Source organism: Ruegeria sp. A5 (genome assembly GCF_056543005.1).
This window is the reverse complement of record NZ_JBQGAV010000001.1, coordinates 207,225-226,894: the sequence shown is the minus strand read 5'-3', so window position 1 is coordinate 226,894 and position 19,670 is coordinate 207,225. Positions and strand designations below refer to the sequence as shown.

The 19,670-nt window shown below is 56.8% G+C and carries 16 protein-coding genes; 11 read left to right on the top strand and 5 right to left on the bottom strand.

From position 1 onward, the window contains the following. Positions 1–51: 51 nt before the first annotated feature. The 3 genes from ACR0AY_RS01160 to ACR0AY_RS01150 are packed head-to-tail and all read left to right on the top strand — an operon-like array spanning position 52 to position 3,143. Positions 52–414, top strand: coding sequence for a DUF3302 domain-containing protein (locus tag ACR0AY_RS01160; RefSeq protein WP_170393336.1), 363 nt, complete (start codon positions 52–54; stop codon positions 412–414). A 21-nt stretch (positions 415–435) separates the two neighbouring features. Further along, positions 436–1,581, top strand: coding sequence for an HlyD family secretion protein (locus ACR0AY_RS01155; RefSeq protein WP_170510390.1), 1,146 nt, complete (start codon positions 436–438; stop codon positions 1,579–1,581). Between the two features lie 11 nt (positions 1,582–1,592). Then, on the top strand, positions 1,593–3,143 hold the full coding sequence (locus tag ACR0AY_RS01150; protein WP_480453632.1) for an efflux transporter outer membrane subunit: 1,551 nt from the start codon (positions 1,593–1,595) through the stop codon (positions 3,141–3,143). Positions 3,144–3,146: 3 nt separating this feature from the next. On the opposite strand, the gene mprF is transcribed toward ACR0AY_RS01150, so the two are convergent. After that, entirely contained in the window at positions 3,147–5,753 is a 2,607-nt protein-coding gene (gene mprF / locus ACR0AY_RS01145) for a bifunctional lysylphosphatidylglycerol flippase/synthetase MprF (RefSeq protein ID WP_170510395.1), read from the bottom strand. Between the two features lie 91 nt (positions 5,754–5,844). Continuing rightward, entirely contained in the window at positions 5,845–6,273 is a 429-nt protein-coding gene (locus ACR0AY_RS01140) for an Lrp/AsnC family transcriptional regulator (protein ID WP_170393340.1), read from the bottom strand. Between the two features lie 86 nt (positions 6,274–6,359). Here ACR0AY_RS01140 and rocF point away from each other — a divergent pair, with 86 nt between their 5' ends. The 3 genes from rocF to ACR0AY_RS01125 are packed head-to-tail and all read left to right on the top strand — an operon-like array spanning position 6,360 to position 9,250. Continuing rightward, entirely contained in the window at positions 6,360–7,280 is a 921-nt protein-coding gene (gene rocF / locus ACR0AY_RS01135) for an arginase (RefSeq protein WP_170510398.1), read from the top strand. Continuing rightward, positions 7,280–8,200 (top strand): citrulline utilization hydrolase CtlX, encoded by a 921-nt coding sequence (gene ctlX / locus ACR0AY_RS01130; RefSeq protein ID WP_170510401.1) that lies wholly within the window; start codon positions 7,280–7,282, stop codon positions 8,198–8,200. The genes rocF and ctlX overlap by 1 nt, the downstream gene beginning before the upstream one ends. A 6-nt stretch (positions 8,201–8,206) precedes the next feature. Next, on the top strand, positions 8,207–9,250 hold the full coding sequence (locus ACR0AY_RS01125) for an ornithine cyclodeaminase (protein ID WP_170510404.1): 1,044 nt from the start codon (positions 8,207–8,209) through the stop codon (positions 9,248–9,250). 50 nt (positions 9,251–9,300) lie between these two features. Here ACR0AY_RS01125 and ACR0AY_RS01120 read toward each other — a convergent pair whose 3' ends face one another. From ACR0AY_RS01120 to ACR0AY_RS01110, 3 genes are read right to left on the bottom strand one after another with little or no spacing between them, the layout of a single operon-like run. Then, the gene (locus tag ACR0AY_RS01120) at positions 9,301–10,704 is read right to left on the bottom strand and encodes a TRAP transporter large permease (RefSeq protein ID WP_170510407.1); all 1,404 of its coding nucleotides are present in this window, start codon (positions 10,702–10,704) and stop codon (positions 9,301–9,303) included. Positions 10,705–10,707: 3 nt separating this feature from the next. After that, positions 10,708–11,337, bottom strand: a complete 630-nt coding sequence (locus tag ACR0AY_RS01115) for a TRAP transporter small permease (protein ID WP_170510410.1) — start codon at positions 11,335–11,337, stop codon at positions 10,708–10,710. 59 nt (positions 11,338–11,396) lie between these two features. Next, positions 11,397–12,413: a C4-dicarboxylate TRAP transporter substrate-binding protein gene (locus ACR0AY_RS01110; RefSeq protein WP_170510413.1), complete on the bottom strand. Its 1,017-nt coding sequence runs from the start codon at positions 12,411–12,413 to the stop codon at positions 11,397–11,399. Between the two features lie 408 nt (positions 12,414–12,821). On the opposite strand from ACR0AY_RS01110, the gene acs reads away from it, so the two are divergent. From acs to ACR0AY_RS01085, 5 genes are all read left to right on the top strand, one after another. Next, positions 12,822–14,786, top strand: a complete 1,965-nt coding sequence (gene acs / locus ACR0AY_RS01105; protein WP_170510415.1) for an acetate--CoA ligase — start codon at positions 12,822–12,824, stop codon at positions 14,784–14,786. A gap of 7 nt (positions 14,787–14,793) precedes the next feature. Beyond that, positions 14,794–15,477 carry an adenylate kinase gene (locus ACR0AY_RS01100; protein WP_170510418.1) on the top strand — a complete coding sequence of 228 codons (684 nt, stop codon included), beginning with the start codon at positions 14,794–14,796 and terminating at the stop codon, positions 15,475–15,477. A 182-nt stretch (positions 15,478–15,659) separates the two neighbouring features. Next, positions 15,660–15,944, top strand: a complete 285-nt coding sequence (locus ACR0AY_RS01095; protein ID WP_010439512.1) for a DUF4212 domain-containing protein — start codon at positions 15,660–15,662, stop codon at positions 15,942–15,944. A gap of 5 nt (positions 15,945–15,949) precedes the next feature. Then, positions 15,950–17,734: a sodium:solute symporter family protein gene (locus tag ACR0AY_RS01090; protein ID WP_170393349.1), complete on the top strand. Its 1,785-nt coding sequence runs from the start codon at positions 15,950–15,952 to the stop codon at positions 17,732–17,734. 108 nt (positions 17,735–17,842) lie between these two features. Next, entirely contained in the window at positions 17,843–19,666 is a 1,824-nt protein-coding gene (locus ACR0AY_RS01085; RefSeq protein WP_170510421.1) for a DUF294 nucleotidyltransferase-like domain-containing protein, read from the top strand. Positions 19,667–19,670: the final 4 nt, after the last annotated feature.

Sequence of the window (19,670 nt, the reverse complement as noted above, 5' to 3'; positions counted from 1 at the left end):
GGACAACAGCGCCCGAGGATGGAACAGTTTCCAACAACAGGAGGCGCGAGCATGGGACTTTTGGGGCAGCCGCTGGGCTACTATGACTATCTGACATTTGTTGCACTTATCTTGCTGCTGGCAGCGGTGATGGCGTTGTTTCTATTCATAATGGGTCTGCCCGGACGTATCGCGATCAAACGCAATCACCCCCATGCCGAAGCGGTCAAGATCATGGGATGGATGGGATTTTTGGCGATTGTCCCTTGGGTGCATGCCTTTATCTGGGCGTTTCACGACGGCGTCACCGTCGACATGCGCCGCGGCCCTGATGAAGAACGCAAGGCCATAAGGGATGAAATCAAGCGTCTGGGAGGCACCGTCAAACCGGAATACCAGGACCCACTTGATACCGACGAAACAAAGCAAGCCTAAGGCCAAAGGAATTCAGCACTCATGTTCGTCGCCCTAGGCATCACGCTTTTCTACATTATTTTTGTCTGGTTCATCTTCTTCAAGGTGCAATGGCTGAAATTCAACATCATGTGGGGGATCGTCTCATTCTGGATCGGCGCTCATCTGCTGCTGATCTTTTTGGTCGCGCTGCGCTTCTTTCAGCCCTTTTCCGTCGACAGCCACGTCGTGCGCTCCACCATCCAGATCGTCCCGCGTCTGACTCAGCCCACAATCCTGTCCGAGGTTTTGGTCGAGCCCAACACCTGGGTCACTAAGGGCGATCCGCTGTATAAGTTCGACGACACGGTGTTTTCGCTGGCCGTGGACAAGGCGAATGCACAGCTGGTGGCGGCGCAGCAAAACGCAAAGATCCTTGAACAGGACGTTATCGCGGCGGGAGAAGCAGTCGAACGCGCGAACGCGCAGCTGGCCTATGCGCTGACCGAACAAGCGCGATACGAGAACCTCGTTCCCGCCGGGGGCGCCCGCCAGGATGAACTAGACCGCTGGAACGAACAGGTCGCGGAAGATCAGGCGAAGATTAAGGAAGCTCAGGCCAATTTGGAAAAGGCCAACCTTGCGCTGGATTCACAGATCGACGGCGTGAATACGGGCATTATTGAGGCTGAGGCGCAGCTGGCCGAGGCCGAGTATTTTCTCGACAACACAACGATCTATGCCCCCGAAAATGGCATGATCGTTTCGCAACAGGCCCGCCCGGGGATGGTTGTGGGGGAAATTCGTCTGGGTGCCATTGCCAGCTTTGTCACCGAAGAAGACCCCTATATTCTAGCCACCTTCCGCCAGCAGAACCTGAAATTTGTCGAGGTCGGCCAACCAGTCGAAGTTGCTCTGGACCTCTATCCCGGAGAAATTCTGACCGGCAAGGTTGAGGCGGTCTGGTGGGCTACACGTCAGGGCCAATACTTGCCCTCAGGCCGCCTGCCCGGCTTTGAGCTGCCAAAACTGCCCGGTCGGATCGCTGTTCAGATCTCGGTCGATGTGCCTGAGGGGCATACTTTTCCTGCAGGTGGCCACGCTGCGGTGGCGATTTACACCGGCATGGGAAAAAGCTTTGAATTTCTGAGGCGCATCAACATTCGCCTCTATTCCTTCGCCAACTTCATCCGGCCACTGGATATCTGAGGATGCGTACGATGACACTCCGCCGGTTGTTAGGCACTGCCCTTTGCGCTGCCACCCTCACCGCCTGTACACCGGTGGGGCCTGATTTCGTGCGCCCAAACTCTCCGGTCGTGAAGCAATGGATGGAGGTCAACAACCCCAGCGCGGGCCAGAGCGGCCTGACCTCACGCAGCGCTCCGGTTGTGCGCTGGTGGGAGACATTCAATGATCCGACGCTGAACAAGCTGATCGCCGAAGCCTATGCGCAGAACCTGACCTTACAGGTCGCAGGTGCCCGCGTACTTCAGGCCCGCGCGCAGCTTGGTATCGCATTCGGAGAGCTCTACCCGCAATCGCAGGCCGTGGGCGGTTCGCTCCAACGCCGACAGATCAGCGACAATCTTGGGCCGATTTCGGATATCCGGCGGATCATCCCTTTGGACACCGAATTCTCGACCTCGCAGGTTGGGTTTGATGCGCAATGGGAACTGGACGTATGGGGCCAGCAACGTCGCGGCGTACAGGCCGCGCGATCGAACCTGGCACTGCAGGTTGCTAATTATGACGACGCACTGGTCACGCTGACCGGGGACGTAGCGGCGCTTTATATCAACATCCGTTCGTTGCAAGAGGCTCTGCGCATCGCGCGGGAAAACATCACGATTCAGCAGGCATCGGCAGACCTCACTCAGCTGCGCTTTAACAACGGCGTTACAACCGAGTTGGATGTGCAGGAATCGACTGCCCTGCTCAACAACACCAAGGCACTCGTGCCCGAGTTGGAAAGCGATATCCAACAAGCCAAGAACGCACTGGCGGTTCTGTTAGGAAAAACGCCGTCTCAGATGGCGGGCTTGATCGGAAACTCGGGTCGCATTCCAACAGGGCGCAGCAACGTGGCCGTTGGTGTGCCCGCCGAATTGCTGCGGCGACGGCCTGACGTCCGCGCCGCCGAATTGGCGGCAGCCACCCAATCGGCGCAGGTGGGGATCGCGCTGGCTGATCTCTATCCACAATTCATCCTGTCCGGATCGATCGGATTGCAGGCCTCGGGTGGGCGCGATCTGTTCAGCACCAACAGCGCCACAGGATTGGCTAGCGCAGGCGTTGTCTGGAACGTCCTGAATTACGGCCGCATCAAGAACAATGTCCGCGCGCAGGATGCCGCCTATCAAGCGTTGATCGCCAACTATCAGAATACCGTTCTGACCGCGTATTCCGAGGTCGAAAGCGCGATGGTTGCTTACGCGCAGGCGCGCAAACAGGTCACCTTTTATCAGCGCAGCGTCGAAGCTTCGCGCAAGGCGGCTGAAATCGCGGTCGATCAGTACCGAGACGGCATCGCCAGCTATTCGCGTATCCTGAACACGCAGACCGCGCTATTACGATCGCAGGCGAACCTGATCGAGGCCCGGCAGGAGGTCTCTTCGAATCTGGTCGCGATCTACAAAGGTCTGGGTGGTGGTTGGCAGATTCGGCAGAATCAGGAATTCCTACCCGAGACGGTGCTGGCCGAGATGGCCTATCGCACCGATTGGGGTGATCTGTTGGAGAAAACGCCAACACGCGCCAGCTTGAACTAAGGCCTAATTCGTCAACCCGCGCAGGCCACCCGAGATCAGGATGTTAACTTCGTAGAGGATACGTGGCGCGGCCAACCCGCCGGGGCTGGCTAGATAGTTGGGGCTCCATTCCGGATCGAATTTCTGCTTGAAGGCGCGCAGGCCTTCGAAGTGGTAGAATTGTTCGCCATGTTCATAAACGAACCCACCGATCCGATTCCAAAGCGAGGCCAACTGCCGGTTTTCGATCCCTGAAAATGGCGCTGCGCCCAGTGAGAACCAGTGGAATCCCTGCTCGGACCCCCAGACCATCATCTCAGCAAACAGCGCATCCATGACAAAGCTTGGGCTGTCCGGTTCATAACGCATCAAATCCAGAGACAGTTCGGATTTGTTTCCGCCTTGAAACAGGTTCGCAAAGGCCATGATCTTGCCCGTCTCATCCCGCAGAACCGCATGGTCGAAATAAGAAAGGTAGGCATCATCAAAGCCGCCCAAGGCAAAACCCTTTTCCTCACCTGCCTTTTGCGCCAACCAATCGTCCGAGATCTGACGAAGTTCGGGCAACACCGGTGCAAGCTGTTCTTTGGGGATAATTTCGAACTTGTACCCCTCACGCTCGGCCCTGTTCTTCGCCTGCCGGAACCGTTTGCGCGATTTTCCGTCCAGCGAAAAATTCTGCAGCGGTACGCGGGCCACTTCTCCGATCTTCAGGATCGATAGGCCGAGGTCCAGGAATGTCGGCAGATATTTGGTCGATACACTGTAAAACGCACAAAGCTTGCCTTCGCGATCGGCCATTTCTCGCAATTGCCAGATCAGTTGCTGCCCCGCTTGCTCATCACCCACAGGCTCTCCTTTGGTGATCAGCGCATTGCCAGTATCGGCATAGGCAAGGAATGCGGTTTCGTCAGGCGAGATCAGGAATTGCTTATCACCCGTCAGTGAAATCTGAGATTCGGTGTCTTCGCACTCCATCACCAGCCGTTCGACAACTTCGGGGATTTCAGTCCTAACCGGCGCGGGGATTTCACGGCCGAACAGCGAGTTCACCGCCACGATGCCAACGATCACGGCCACCACGAGGCTGGACCGCAGGAATCGCGAGGCGTCTCCACTCCAGGCAAAGTCCCACCACAGCGCGTTTTGATATTCGACATGAGAATAAGCGAACAATCCGATCCAGAAAATCACCGCCAGCAACGCGACGACGCTGACCAGCCAAGGGATATTTAGCCGAAAGATAGATGCACCGCTTACCCGGTAAAACGCACCCCGAAACATCGCCAAAAGGCCAATCGTGAACAGCAATGAAAGGGCTTCATGCGTATCAAGCCCTTTGGCGAGCGAGGCGAAGAAACCTGCCACCATCAAAAGCATGGCAACAACCCATGCCCGATAGAGCTTGCGGAATAGGCCACGTGAGACAAGTAGCAGTAGGACACCCACGGCGCTGCCTGCAAGATGAGATGCCTCGACAAATGACAAAGGCAAAACCTCTCGCAGTACGCCAAGGTTCTGCGTACTGGAAGGCAAAGCCCCTGAAACCAACAGGATAACTCCTGCCACAGCCGCGACGCCGGCAGCCACCATCGGGACAATGGGGCGAATTGCGCGATAGACCCAAGTGACCGCGCCCCCGATGCGATGGCGCTGTGTCAGCACCGACGCGACCGCGATCGACAGGCTGGCGATGGCAAACGGAAGGAACGTATAGACCAGTCGGTAGAGCAGAAGCGCAGCGATCACATCAGACCGGCCCGACGCCCCTAGACCAGCGATCAGAGTGGCTTCGAACACACCGATTCCACCCGGTGCATGGCTAAGGATACCCACCGCTATTGCGCCTATATAGACCGCGAAGAAATACGGGTAGCCAACCCCCAGATCGTCCGGCATGAGCACATACAGCGCCATTGAAGCGCCGAACAGATCGCCTACCGCCGCGATTGTCAGCAGACTTGCCAGCTTGCCGCCCGGCAGGTTGAACCCAAACCCGCCATAGGCCAATCGCCGCCCTCCGCTTGAAAGCCAGACAAACAAGACCGCAAGCCCCGCCAACATGCTCAGACCGATCACAGTTTCCGTCGTTTCACTGATCGGCAGGACCTTGGAAATGCCATCCGGGTGTATTGTAAGCAACAGGCCCAAAAGCAGGATCAGTCCCATCCAGAACGCCACCCAAGAGGTCGCGATCACCCCGGCCACGCGGCCAAGATCAAGCCCCAGCGACGCATAGATACGGTATCGGATCGCGGTGCCGGTGATATAGGAGAATCCCAGGCAGTTCGATACCGCATAGCCGCTTGCTCCGGCCATCCCTGCGACGGGCAAAGGCACTTTTCCATCGGCGACGCTCTGCACGGCAAGCACATCGTAGAACGAAAGCGACAGAAAACTGAAAGCCGTCCAGCACATCGCAAAAAACATGAATTTCCATGGTTTCGCTGCGATATCGCTTTGGATATCTGACCATTTCACATGCGCAGAGAGGTCATGCAGAACCGCAAGCGCGATTCCTGTAATCAGCAACGGAACCGCAATCTTGACCAGCGGCTTTTCCAACAGCCCTGTCACATACTCGGCCAGACGTACGGCGCGTGTCTCTTCCGTTGTCGGCTGTGTCGTCATTCCGTTCGCCCCTGCCCCGCGATCCTCAGATCAGTGTCAATTCAAAGCTTTGCACGAATTTTCCATCCGGCAAAGGGCCTTGGCCAACGCGTCACGAGCGTCCCTTGCGTGTCGAGAGCAACAGATTGGTCTCAGATCGTGTAACGCCCTCCATCCGACGGATCTGGAACAGGACTTCATCAAGCTCATCCAGTGTATCGGTTCCGATCTCTGCGATCAGATCCCAACTTCCATTGGTTGAGTGCACCGCCCGAACCTGACGCATCGCAGCGATCCGCGATCTGATCCGCTCGGTCCCGCGGCCTGCGATCTCAAGCATCATCAATCCACGAACAGGGCTTTCCGATACGCCCTGCCGTGTCACAACGGTAAAGCCGACGATTTCGCCAGACTGCTGAAGCCGCTTTAGTCGGCTGCGCACGGTTGTTCGGGTCACTCCGAGCAGTTCAGCCAGCTCCGACAACGATGCCCGAGCGTCCCTGTGCAGTGCGTTCAATAAGCGATTGTCCAGTTCGTCCATGCGTGATTACCAAATCGGAATTAGCCAATTCAATTTGACCAATTTGATCTCTTTTCTCAACTCATATCGTATCGATAGATAGACTTATGAGCAAAATGAACATCATACTCGCCGGAGCGCCGATGGATGCCGGCAAACACCGCCAAGGCTGTCGGATGGGTCCAGATGCCTATCGGGTCGCGGGTCTCGCCCAAGCGCTGTCAGATCTCGGGCATTCTGTGTCGGACATCGGTGACACGCGACCAGATGCCGTCGACATTTCGGAAGACACCCATCTGTTCTCTTTACCGGAATGCGTGGGCTGGACACAGGCGCTAAGCCGCACGGCACAAGAGGCCGCGCTTGAAGGTCTTCCTATCTTCATGGGCGGTGATCACGCCCTGTCGATGGGCACAGTGGCAGGAATGGCGGCACATGCGGACCGTATCGGGCGCCCTCTATTTGTGCTCTGGTTAGATGCACATAGTGATTTCCATACGCCCAGCAGTACGGCCAGCGGTAATTTGCATGGAACGCCGGTCGCTTATTTCACTGGCCAGTCAGGCTTTGACGCCTTTCCACCGCTGATATCGCCGATCCCAACGGATCGCGTCGGTATGATCGGTCTGCGCTCGGTCGATCCCGCCGAACGTGCGGCGTTGGAAAAAGATCACGCGATGCTGGCCGATATGCGTAGCATCGACGAGCACGGGATCAAGGCACCCCTATTGGCCTTCCTTGATAAAGTACGCGCAGCAAACGGCATCCTGCATGTCTCGCTGGATGTGGACTTCCTTGATCCCTCGATTGCGCCTGCGGTTGGAACCACTGTCCCCGGCGGTGCCACCGAACGTGAGGCCCATCTGGTCATGGAATTGCTGCATGAAAGCGGTCTCGTTTGTTCGCTGGATCTAGTTGAACTGAACCCATTCCTGGATGAGCGCGGCCGAACCGCAAAACTGATGGTCGATCTTGCAGCCTCGCTGATGGGTCGTCGCATCTTCGATCGCCCAACCCGGAGCTTCTGATGATTTCTCTTCAATCTCCTTCTGCTGTCGTGATGGTGCGCCCGCACGCATTTGCGTCGAATCCTGAAACCCGCGACGACAATGCATTTCAAACACTGGCAAATCGATCTGCTGCGGCGACGTCTGCTGCCGCGCGGGATGAGCATGACAAAGCAGTAGAACAGCTTCGCTCTGCTGGTGTGACCGTTCATGTGTTTGACGACGAAGGCGAGCGCGACACACCCGACAGCGTGTTCCCAAACAACTGGTTTTCGACCCATCCGGGCGGTCATGTCGCCGTATATCCGATGTTCGTACCTTCGCGTCGACGCGAAAGACGCTCAGATGTAATCGAGTTGCTGAAGCGGGAATATCGAGTGCAAGACGTCATCGATTATTCCGGCCTCGAACAAGACGACCTCGCGCTTGAGGGAACAGGGGCAATGGTTCTGGATCACGTCGGCCGTATTGCCTACACCGTTCGATCCAACCGCGCCGATCCGGTGTTGTTGGAGCGTTTCTGTACGCATTTCAACTATGAGCCGATTGCCTTTGATGCAAAGGACGCTGAAGGCCGTGATGTCTATCACACCAATGTCCTGATGGGGATCGGCACGCACTACGCCCTTATCTGTTTGGACATGATTTCCAACCCAGAACGTCGGGCAACAGTTCGGGCACGGCTTGAGGAATCTGGCCGTACTGTCATCGATCTGTCCCATGAGCAGATTGCAGATTTTGCAGGAAACGCGATTGAGCTTAGTGGCAATGATGGTCTTGTCCTGGCGTTGTCTAGCCGAGCGCTACAGGCTCTTACACCTGCTCAAGTCGCGATCATCGAAGCCAGTGCAACTCCGCTGCCGCTCTCGGTTCCCACAATTGAAACAGCCGGTGGATCCGTACGTTGTATGATCGCTGGTATCCATCTTTCCCGCCGATAGGAGTCTTTGATGCAACCTTCTGATAAGGCCCTCGTGCCATTTGTGTCCGTCGACAACATGATGCGTCTGGCCCACCACATCGGGGTCGAACAGATGATCACGCAGATTGCCGCGCAGATCGAATCCGATTTTAAACGCTGGGAGAGCTTTGACAAAACGCCCCGCATCCCTGCCCACTCACCACATGGGGTGATCGAACTGATGCCAACCTCGGATGGTGAGGCATACGGGTTCAAATACGTCAACGGGCATCCCAAAAATACGTCTGAGGGCCTGCAGACCGTGACCGCGTTTGGCCTGCTGGCTGATGTCTATACCGGTTACCCGACATTGTTGACCGAAATGACGATGTTGACTGCTTTGCGGACAGCGGCAACCTCTGCGCTGGTCGGCAAATATCTCGCGCCCAAATCCGCGACGACGATGGCGATGATTGGTAACGGCGCGCAATCCGAGTTCCAGTGCCTGGCCTTCAAAGCCATGTGCGGGATCGATACGGTCCGACTCTACGACACAGACCCGAACGCGACGGCGAAATGTGCAGCCAATCTGCAGGGCAAAGGGCTGACCGTCGTGCCATGTAAAACACCTGAGGACGCGATCGAAGGCGCTCAGATCATAACGACCTGCACTGCCGATAAGAAATACGCGACCATCCTGACCGACAACATGGTTGGCCCCGGCGTCCACATCAACGCGATCGGAGGGGATTGCCCCGGCAAGACCGAACTGCACCGCGACATTCTTTTGCGGTCGGAGATCTTTGTAGAGTACCCCGAACAAACGCGGATCGAAGGTGAAATTCAAGCTCTGGAGAATGATCACCCTGTCACCGAGATGTGGGAAGTTATGACCGGACAAGCCACAGGGCGCACCGATGATCGACAGATCACGTTGTTCGACAGTGTCGGCTTCGCAATCGAGGACTTCTCGGCACTACGTTACATCAAAAGCGCGATTGAAGGCACTGATTTCTATGAGCCATTGGACATGCTCGCAGACCCAGACGACCCGCGGGATCTGTTCGGGATGTTGATGCGGGCAGGATAAAGAACCCGCACTTCTAAAACTGTGCCCCGGCCTTTGGCCGGGGCTTTTTCTTATCCCGCAAGCGATGGCAGGTATAGAACAATCCCTGGAAAGGCCACCAGCAGTGCGATGGTAATTGCATCGGCAATGAAGAACGGCGTTACCCCTTTGAAGACATCCTGAACACTAAGATCAGGCCTCACGCCTGCGACAACAAAACAGTTTAGACCAATAGGAGGTGTGATCAGGCAAAACTCGGCCATTTTGACCACCAAGATTCCAAACCAGATCGCACACATCGGCCCGGACATACCAAAGGCGCTGTCTGCTGCGCTGACGGCCTCGCCTCCGTTCAGGGCCATTACGGCGGGATACACAACCGGAAGTGTCAAGAGCAGCATACCGATCGCATCCATGAACATGCCCAGCACGGCATAGGCCAGCAGGATGCAAATGAGGATCAACATAGGCGACATTTCGAGCGAAGTGATCCAGTCGGAAAACGCCCCCGGCAGATCTGCGAAACCAAGAAAGCGCACGTAGATCAAAACACCCCAAATAATCGCGAAAATCATGGCGGTCAGTTTGGCGGTTTCAAGCAAGGCCGATTTGAATTCAGGCCAGCGCATGCCGTGGATCAAGGCAAAGCAGAACACGATGAAGGCCCCGATGGCCCCGCCCTCGGTCGGAGTGCCCCAAGCCTTGTCGCCGAAAGGGTTATAGACAAAGCAGATTATGATGAGGATCACCGCCACAATGGGCAGTGCGCCCGGAAGAGCAGCAAATCGTTGTTTCCAAGTAAACCCGGTGACCGGCGGTCCGACGGACTTGAAGATCACGGCGATACCGACGATCAGCAAGCCATAGATCACCGCCGAAAACGCGCCGGGGATGAAGCCTGCGAGCAGCAGTTTTCCCACATCCTGCTCGACAATGATGGCGTAAATCACAAGGATCGCAGATGGGGGGATTAGCGAGGCCAAGGTCCCGCCAGCGGCAACCACACCGGCGGCGAAACGTTTGTTATACCCGACAGCCAGCATTTCAGGGATGGCGATACGCGCAAAGACGGCTGATGTAGCGACCGATGCACCTGATACGGCGGCGAAACCGGCGGTCGCAAAAATCGTTGAAACGGCCAACCCGCCAGGCACCCATGCCACCCAGCGTTTTGCCGCCTCAAACAAGGCGCGGGTCAGGCCAGCGTAGTAGGCTAGATAGCCGATCAGGATGAATGTTGGGATCAGGCTCAGCGTATGAGACGCCACCTTGGAATGTGGCACCTGGCCAGCCGTTTTGACGGCCACCGTCAGTGCCTTACCAAACCGCTCGGGATCATACCCAAACTTTGCCCAGAATATCCAAACAAGGCCAACCAACCCTGCCAGACCTGCAGCAAATGCCACCCGCATGCCAGTGACTACAAGAACCAACAGTCCGGCAGTGACCCAAAGGCCGATATCAATCGTGTCCATGGGTCAGTTACGTCCTTCGAATTGTTCGGCCTCGGCTGCAGCCTGTGCGGCGGCATCCTGTATCAGCGGTACGGCCACCGGGGTCTCGAGCCCCAGTATGAAGGCGCGTCCATAGCCCCAGACCTGCAAGATTAGCCGGGCGCACAGCACCGAAAAAGCAACGGGTGCCAGTAGCTTGGCTGGCCAAATAGGAATCCCGATATCAATCGAGCTGTCGCGACTCCACATCGGAGCGCCGAAGTCAAAGGACCGGTCAAAGTGGGACCAACTACCCCAAACCAGCGCCAGCATCAGCAGCAGTATCAACAGAACCGAGATCAGCTCGAACAACCACAGCGCCCGCCCTTTCAGACGCGAGATAACGATATCCATTCGGATGTGCCCGCCATCACGTTGCACAAACGAGATACCCAGAAACGCGATCAAGGGCATCGCCTGTTCAATCCAGTCAACATATCCGGGCAAAGGCGCGTTTAATGCGTTTCGGCCGCTGACTGACACAACAGCCAGCACCATCAGCCCGAAAACCGCGAATCCGCTGATCAACGCCATAAAACGCTCTAGACGTAACAAACGGTAATCCAACCGGCTTAGAAGACTGCCATCCTCAAGCACCGTGGCATGTCCTGCCATCTCAGCATTCCTTTGATTGAAGGAGATGCCGGGTGCCTAATGACACCCGGCTGTGGCGATCAGTTACCGCCGCGCTGCTGTCGCAGTGTCGATTGCACAAGATCATAAAGATCCTGCGCAGGCAGACCCTGGGCGGTCATGTCTTCGATCCACTTCGCGCGAATCGGATCAGCGGCTTTGGCGCGAAACTCCTCAAGCACGGCATCGTCAATCTCGACCTTTTCAACGCCTTTCTCTGCCAGCACGCCATCCCACTTTTCAAGCAGTCCACCGTAGTTGGCCAGATAGTGATCGATAGCCTCATCAATCGAGCTGTCCAGCGCTTCGCGATGTTCGGCTGGCAGCGCTTCATAAGCGTCGATATTCACCACCACCGGACAGTTTACCGTTCCAGGATTCAGATTGGCCGTCCACCAGTCAGCTTCGTTGATCGTCCCGAATGACAAATGCGCATGCTGAGCGAAGGCCACGGTATCGACCACGCCAGATTCCATCGCATTATAGGCTTCGGTCGCGGGCACGGACGTAGGTACGCCACCAACTGCTTCAAATGCTTGCCCCAAACCGCCAGTTGCGCGTACGCGCATACCGTCGAACTCGGCAAGCTCATCACGAGGGTCACCGGTGCCGACAAGGTTATATTGAGGCATCGGTGAAGTCATGATGATGCGCGCGTTCCACTGCGCCATCTCGTCCTTGACTGCTGGATGATCATAGACTGCGTGGCTGACGGCCACCTCTTCATCCAATGTGTTCACGCCAAGGAAGGGTAGTTCCAAAACGGTGATCGCGCGGTTCTTATCGCGGTGATAGCCCGCACAGAACTGCGCCATCTCGAACGCGCCAATCTCGATACCATCCAGGTTTTCCTTGGGCTTCGACAATCCGCCATAGCTAACATTGATGGTGAAATCGCCGCCGGTTTTTTCGTTCACCAGTTCAGCCAGTTTCTCAACATGCTCGGTAAATGCGCGGCGCTTACCCCAGACCGAGGCATTCCATTCGGTCGCGGCTGCTTCGGTGACAAACGCCACGCTCAGGGCGGCAAAAGCCGCACCGCTCAACATCTTTTTCATAGTGATATCTCCCTTAGTTGCGCCCCCTATCGGGATGCTTGATTGTGAAGCTAGCGCCAAGTCTAGAAGCTGCCAACCCCTGCGAGGAGAAGTGGTGTTATCGCCACCAGACTTCGAGATTAAAGTGAAGCTATCGGCCAAAGCCCCAGACACATGCCAATGAGCGCTGATGTCATTACAGCTATCTTACTGTTTTAAATTATATTTTACGCATAATTTCAGAGTTGTTTACAATATTAGTGCCGGAAATGAAATTTCTTTACAAAGAAATCCAAGGATTATGGTAATTTATTTATTTCTTTTCTGATCCCCGTATTATTCAACTTGGGGAGGAACCGGATCGACATTGCCTGATCGGCTGGCAAAATCGGTCCCATGTAATCCAGTCCAGAGGGAGGAGCCTCAAAGATGACTACCGCTGCCCAGGCAGATGCCAAGACATATCCGCCATCCGCAGAAACTGTCGCCCGTGCGCATGTCGACGCCGACAAATACGCAGATATGTACGCTGCGTCGATCGACAACCCCGAAGCATTCTGGGATGAGCAAGGCAAGCGCGTTGACTGGATCAAGCCTTATACTCAGGTCAAAGACGTCAGCTATGATTTTGGTTCGGTTGGTATCAACTGGTATGCGGACGGCACGCTAAACGTCTCGGCCAACTGTCTTGACCGTCATTTGAATACGCGCGGCGATCAGACCGCGATCATCTGGGAACCGGATGATCCAAACGACGAAGCTCAGCACATTACCTACGCCGAATTGCACCGTCGCACCTGTCGCATGGCCAATATTCTCGAATCGATGGGCGTGCGCAAAGGTGACCGCGTTGTGATCTATCTGCCGATGATCCCAGAAGCAGCCTATGCGATGCTGGCTTGTGCACGGATCGGAGCAATCCATTCGATTGTATTTGCTGGGTTTTCACCCGATGCGTTGGCAGCCCGAGTCAACGGATGTGATGCCAAGGTCGTCATCACTGCCGATGAGGCACCACGTGGTGGCCGCAAGACTCCGCTGAAGTCCAACGCAGACGCGGCCCTGCTGCACTGCAAAGACAGCGTGAAATGTCTGGTGGTCAAACGCACCGGTGGGCAGACCACTTGGATTGATGGCCGCGACTATGATTACAACGAAATGGCGCTTGAAGCGGATGACTATTGCGCACCCGCCGAGATGAATGCCGAAGATCCGCTGTTCATTCTCTATACTTCCGGTTCGACCGGTCAGCCCAAAGGTGTCGTCCATACGACCGGCGGTTATCTGGTCTATGCCGCGATGACGCATGAGATCACATTCGACTACCATGAAGGCGACGTCTACTGGTGCACCGCCGATGTCGGCTGGGTCACCGGCCACAGCTATATCGTCTACGGTCCACTGGCCAACGGCGCGACCACACTGATGTTCGAAGGCGTGCCGACCTATCCGGATGCATCACGCTTCTGGCAGGTGTGCGAAAAGCACAAGGTGAACCAGTTCTACACCGCTCCGACGGCAATTCGCGCTCTGATGGGTCAGGGTACCGAGTTCGTCGAGAAATGCGACCTGAGCGATCTCCGGACGCTGGGCACAGTCGGCGAGCCGATCAACCCGGAAGCCTGGAACTGGTACAATGAAGTTGTTGGCAAAGGTAAATGCCCGATTGTTGACACCTGGTGGCAGACCGAAACCGGCGGTCACCTGATGACCCCCCTGCCCGGTGCGCATGCGATGAAGCCCGGCTCGGCGATGAAACCGTTCTTCGGCATCCAGCCGGTGGTTCTGGACCCGCAATCCGGTGTTGAGATCGAGGGAAATGGCGTTGAGGGTGTTCTGTGCATCAAAGACAGCTGGCCCGGTCAAATGCGCACTGTTTGGGGCGATCATGAGCGGTTCGAGAAGACCTATTTCTCGGACTACAAAGGCTACTACTTCACCGGCGATGGCTGCCGTCGCGATGAGGATGGCGATTACTGGATCACTGGCCGCGTCGATGATGTAATCAACGTCTCCGGCCACCGGATGGGCACGGCCGAGGTGGAAAGCGCGCTGGTCGCCCATGCCGCCGTCGCCGAGGCCGCTGTGGTTGGTTACCCCCATGAAATCAAAGGGCAAGGCATCTATTGCTATGTCACTTTGATGAATGACCGCGAGCCGTCGGATGAGTTGCTGAAAGAGCTGCGCACCTGGGTCCGGACCGAGATCGGCCCGATTGCCTCGCCTGATGTGATCCAGTGGGCCCCCGGCCTGCCCAAGACTCGCTCGGGCAAGATCATGCGCCGAATTCTGCGCAAGATTGCCGAGAACGACTTTGGTTCGCTTGGCGATACGTCGACCCTGGCCGATCCGTCAGTGGTCGAAGACCTGATCGAAAACCGGGCAAACAAGTGAGGATGTGATGGACGCTGCCACGACCATATCCCCCGCTGTTCTGATCCTTCTCGGCCCTCCGGGCGCCGGGAAGGGTACGCAGGCTCGTATGCTTGAAGAGAAGTTCGGGCTTGTACAACTCAGCACCGGTGATCTGCTGCGTGACGCGGTCGCCGCAGGTACCGAGGCTGGTAATGCTGCCAAAGCGGTTATGGAGGCGGGCGATCTTGTCAGCGACGGCATCGTCATCGCGATCCTGCGCGACCGCATGGCAGAACCGGACTGCGCCAAGGGCGTCATACTAGATGGTTTCCCCCGGACCACAGTCCAGGCCGAGGCTCTTGATGGTCTGCTCGCGTCTTCAGATCAGAAGATCAACGCGGCCATCAGCCTTGAAGTTGAAGACGCCGAGATGGTGACGCGGATTTCGGGTCGCTACACCTGCGCTGGATGCGGTGAGGGCTATCACGACACGTACAAGCAGCCCGTCGAAGACGGCAAATGCGACAAGTGCGGACACACAGAATTCAAACGCCGCGCCGACGACAATGCCGAGACGGTCGCGTCGCGTCTGGCGGCCTATCACGCGCAGACCGCACCGCTGATTGACTACTATCAAGCCCAGGGCGTGCTGAAAGGCATCGATGCCATGGGCCAGATCGACGACATCGCACAAGACCTTCACGGGATTGTCGGCGAGGTCATGAAATAAGGGGAGGAGATAAGCCCTAGGGCTTTGATCCTAAAACAGAATACTTCAATGGACCCGCCTTGGCGGACCAGAGAAGTTATGCCTGACGTCACGGGGCGTTTGGCACAACCGAGAAGCGGCCCACCGCACTGGAGGAGTTGGGCAATGGGCCGCCAATGAGGGAAGCGAAGGAGGAACCCGCGATGGCGGATCATTCAACAAACTCCGCGCAGACTGCCGAAGCCGACAAGGGCTATTGGCAGGCCAACCTGCGCCTCATCTACATCAGCCTCGCGATTTGGGCGCTGGTGTCGTTTGGATTCGGCATTCTGCTGCGTCCGCTGCTGTCCGGCATCGCCGTTGGCGGTACAGATCTGGGCTTTTGGTTCGCTCAGCAAGGATCGATCCTGGTCTTTCTGGTGCTGATCTTCAACTACGCCTGGCGCATGAACAAGCTCGACGCTGAGCACGGCGTGGACGAGGAGTAATCGGCATGGATCAGTTTACCATCAACCTGCTGTTTGTGGGCGCGTCTTTTGCGCTTTACATCGGCATCGCGATCTGGGCTCGTGCGGGTTCCACATCGGAATTCTATGCCGCCGGTCGCGGCGTTCACCCGGTCACCAACGGTATGGCGACAGCAGCGGACTGGATGTCTGCGGCCTCGTTCATCTCGATGGCGGGCCTGATTGCCTTTACCGGCTATGACAACTCGACCTTCCTGATGGGTTGGACCGGTGGCTACGTGCTGCTGGCTCTGCTGCTTGCGCCCTACCTGCGTAAGTTCGGCAAGTTCACCGTGTCGGAATTCATCGGCGACCGTTTCTACAGCCAGACCGCACGTATCGTTGCTGTGATCTGTCTGATCGTTGCGTCGGTGACCTACGTGATCGGTCAGATGACCGGTGTTGGCGTGGCCTTTGGTCGCTTCCTCGAAGTGTCCAACACTACAGGTCTGCTGATCGGCGCCGGCGTTGTGTTTGCCTACGCAGTGTTTGGTGGGATGAAGGGCGTGACCTACACTCAGGTCGCTCAGTACTGCGTGCTGATCACCGCTTATACCATCCCGGCCATCTTTATCTCGCTGCAGCTGACCGGCACGCCTGTTCCGGCGCTGGGTCTGTTTGGTGACACCGCCAGCGGTGAACCCCTGCTGACCAAGCTGGACGCCATCGTGACCGAGCTGGGCTTTAACGACTACACGGCCCACCACTCGAATACGCTGAACATGGTGCTGTTCACCCTGTCGCTGATGATCGGTACTGCGGGTCTGCCGCACGTCATCATGCGCTTCTTCACCGTTCCCAAAGTGTCTGACGCACGTTGGTCGGCGGGCTGGGCGCTGGTCTTCATCGCTCTGCTGTACCTGACGGCTCCTGCTGTTGGTGCAATGGCGCGCCTGAACATCACCGACATGATGTGGCCCAATGGTGGCATCGAAGGTGGCGCTGTTTCGGTTGAGGAAATCGACAATGATCCGCGTTACGACTGGATGGCCACTTGGCAGAAAACCGGTCTGCTGGATTGGGAAGACAAGAACGGCGACGGCAAGATCCAGTACTACAACGACAAATCCGAGGCGATGACTGCAATCGCCGAAGAAAAAGGCTGGGTCGGTAACGAGCTGACCAAGTTCAACCGCGACATCCTGGTTCTGGCCAATCCTGAGATTGCCAACTTGCCAGGTTGGGTGATTGGTCTGGTCGCTGCTGGTGGTCTTGCGGCTGCTCTGTCAACCGCTGCGGGCCTGCTGCTGGCGATCTCGTCGGCTGTGTCCCATGACCTTGTCAAAGGTGCAATCAACCCGTCGATCTCTGAAAAGGGTGAACTTCTGGCGGCACGGATTGCAATGGCTGTAGCCATCGTTGTTGCAACCTACCTGGGTCTCAACCCTCCGGGCTTTGCGGCACAAACCGTGGCCTTGGCCTTCGGTCTGGCGGCTGCCTCGATCTTCCCGGCGCTGATGATGGGGATCTTCTCGACCCGCATCAACAACACCGGCGCGGTTGCAGGTATGCTGGCTGGTCTGACCGTAACCCTGGTCTACATCTTCCTGCATAAGGGCTGGCTGTTCATTCCGGGCACCAACTCGTTCACCGATGCTGATCCGCTTCTGGGTCCGATCAAGTCGACCTCGTTCGGCGCCATCGGTGCGATGATCAACTTCGGCGTCGCCTACGTCGTTGCCGGTATGACCAAAGAGACTCCGCAGGAGATCAAAGATATGGTCGAAAGCATTCGCATTCCCCGTGGTGCGGGCGCAGCTCAGGATCACTGAGTGTGATGCGGTCGGCGGCTCTTGTCTTCGATCGCATCTTTCGACTTACTGTTCCCGCCCGGCACACTACCGGGCGGGATTTTTTATTCGGAACTCCGGAGAGCGTAAATGCCCCTGTCCCATGACGAAATCACCCGGTTTCTGAAGTCTGTACACCCCTATGACTCGTTGCCCCATGATGCTTTGGACGATCTGGCCAAGCAGATCGAAGTGCGCGAAGTCGATGCCGATGGCAGCATTTACCAGTTGGGCAACGCTCTGCCCGGCGTCTTTGTGATCTATGAAGGACAGGTAGAAATTACCGATGAGAACGGCGCTGTCGTTTCGCATCTGGGATTGCGCAATTCTTTTGGTGAGCGCGGATTGCTGAAGGACGGCAAAGCCGCCACACATGCGCGCGCGCACACGCCGTCAGTGTTGATCGTGTTGCCGCCAGACCTTGTGAAAAACCTGATCGAAGGTCACGATGTGGTGTCCAAGTTCTTTAACCGTTCACGCGGTGGGCGGAGCGGACCGCAAAGCCTGGCTACCAGTGCAATTGATGTGCTGATGGCTCGTGACCCTGCCACCTGCCCGCCCTATACTCCGGTTCAAAACGCCGCGCAGATCATGCGCGACCGCCATATCTCATCGCTTTGCGTGACCGAAGGGGACAGATTGTTGGGTATCGCAACCCTCCGCGATATTTCCGGCAAATACGTCGCCGAGGCGATGCCCGCTGACACCGCGGTTTCGGCGATCATGACCGCCGATCCAATCATTCTTGCCCCGACAGATATCGGCTCGGACGTATTACACGTGATGATGGAACGTGGCATCGGTCATATTCCAATTTCCGAGGCCGGTAAGCTGGTCGGAATCGTAACCCAAACCGACCTCACCCGCTATCAGGCGGTCAATTCTGCCGAGTTGGTAGGACGAATTGCCCGCGCCGACAGCCCGCAAGAGATGGCTCAAGTCACCGCTGAGATACCACAACTGCTGGTCCAACTCGTCGCGGGTGGCAACCGGCACGAGATCGTTACACGGCTGATCACCGACATCGCAGACACTGCGACGCGGCGGTTGCTGGCACTGGCTGAGGCTGAACTGGGTGCGCCGCCAGTGCCCTACTTGTGGCTTGCTTGCGGCTCGCAAGGACGGCAGGAACAGACCGGAGTTTCTGATCAGGACAATTGCCTGATGCTAGATGACAGTGTGGCGGACGGTGATATGGCCTACTTCGCTGCGCTGGCCAAATTCGTCTCAGACGGGCTGGATACCTGCGGTTATTTCTATTGCCCCGGTGACATGATGGCGACCAACCCTCGCTGGTGCCAGCCCGTGCGTGTCTGGCGCGAGTATTTCAATGGCTGGATTGCCAAACCCAACCCCGAGGCGCAAATGCTGGCCTCGGTGATGTTTGACCTGCGGCCCATCGGAGGGTCCTTCGATCTGTTCACCGACCTGCAGGCCGATACGCTGGCGGCGGCCAATGCGAATTCGATCTTTGTCGCGCATATGATCTCGAACTCGCTCAAACACACCCCTCCTCTGGGCCTGCTGCGTGGATTCGCCACCATACGTTCGGGTGAGCATCGCAATACGCTCGACCTCAAGCACAATGGCGTGGTGCCTGTCGTGGATCTGGCACGCATCTACAGCCTACAGGGACAATTAACCGAAGCGAACACCCGCGCCCGTCTTGGCGCCGCCGAGGCTGCGGGTGTGCTCAGCGCGTCTGGCGCACGCGATTTACTGGACGCATATGACCTGATCGCTGAGACCCGATTGGAACATCAAGTGCGTCTGGTCAAATCCGGGGATGCACCGGACAATTACCTGCCACCCGCTGAATTGTCGGACTTTGAGCGAAGTCATCTCCGCGATGCCTTTGTCGTGGTAAAAACCATGCAATCAGCGGTTGGCCATGGCAAAGGAATGCTGGGTTAAGAAA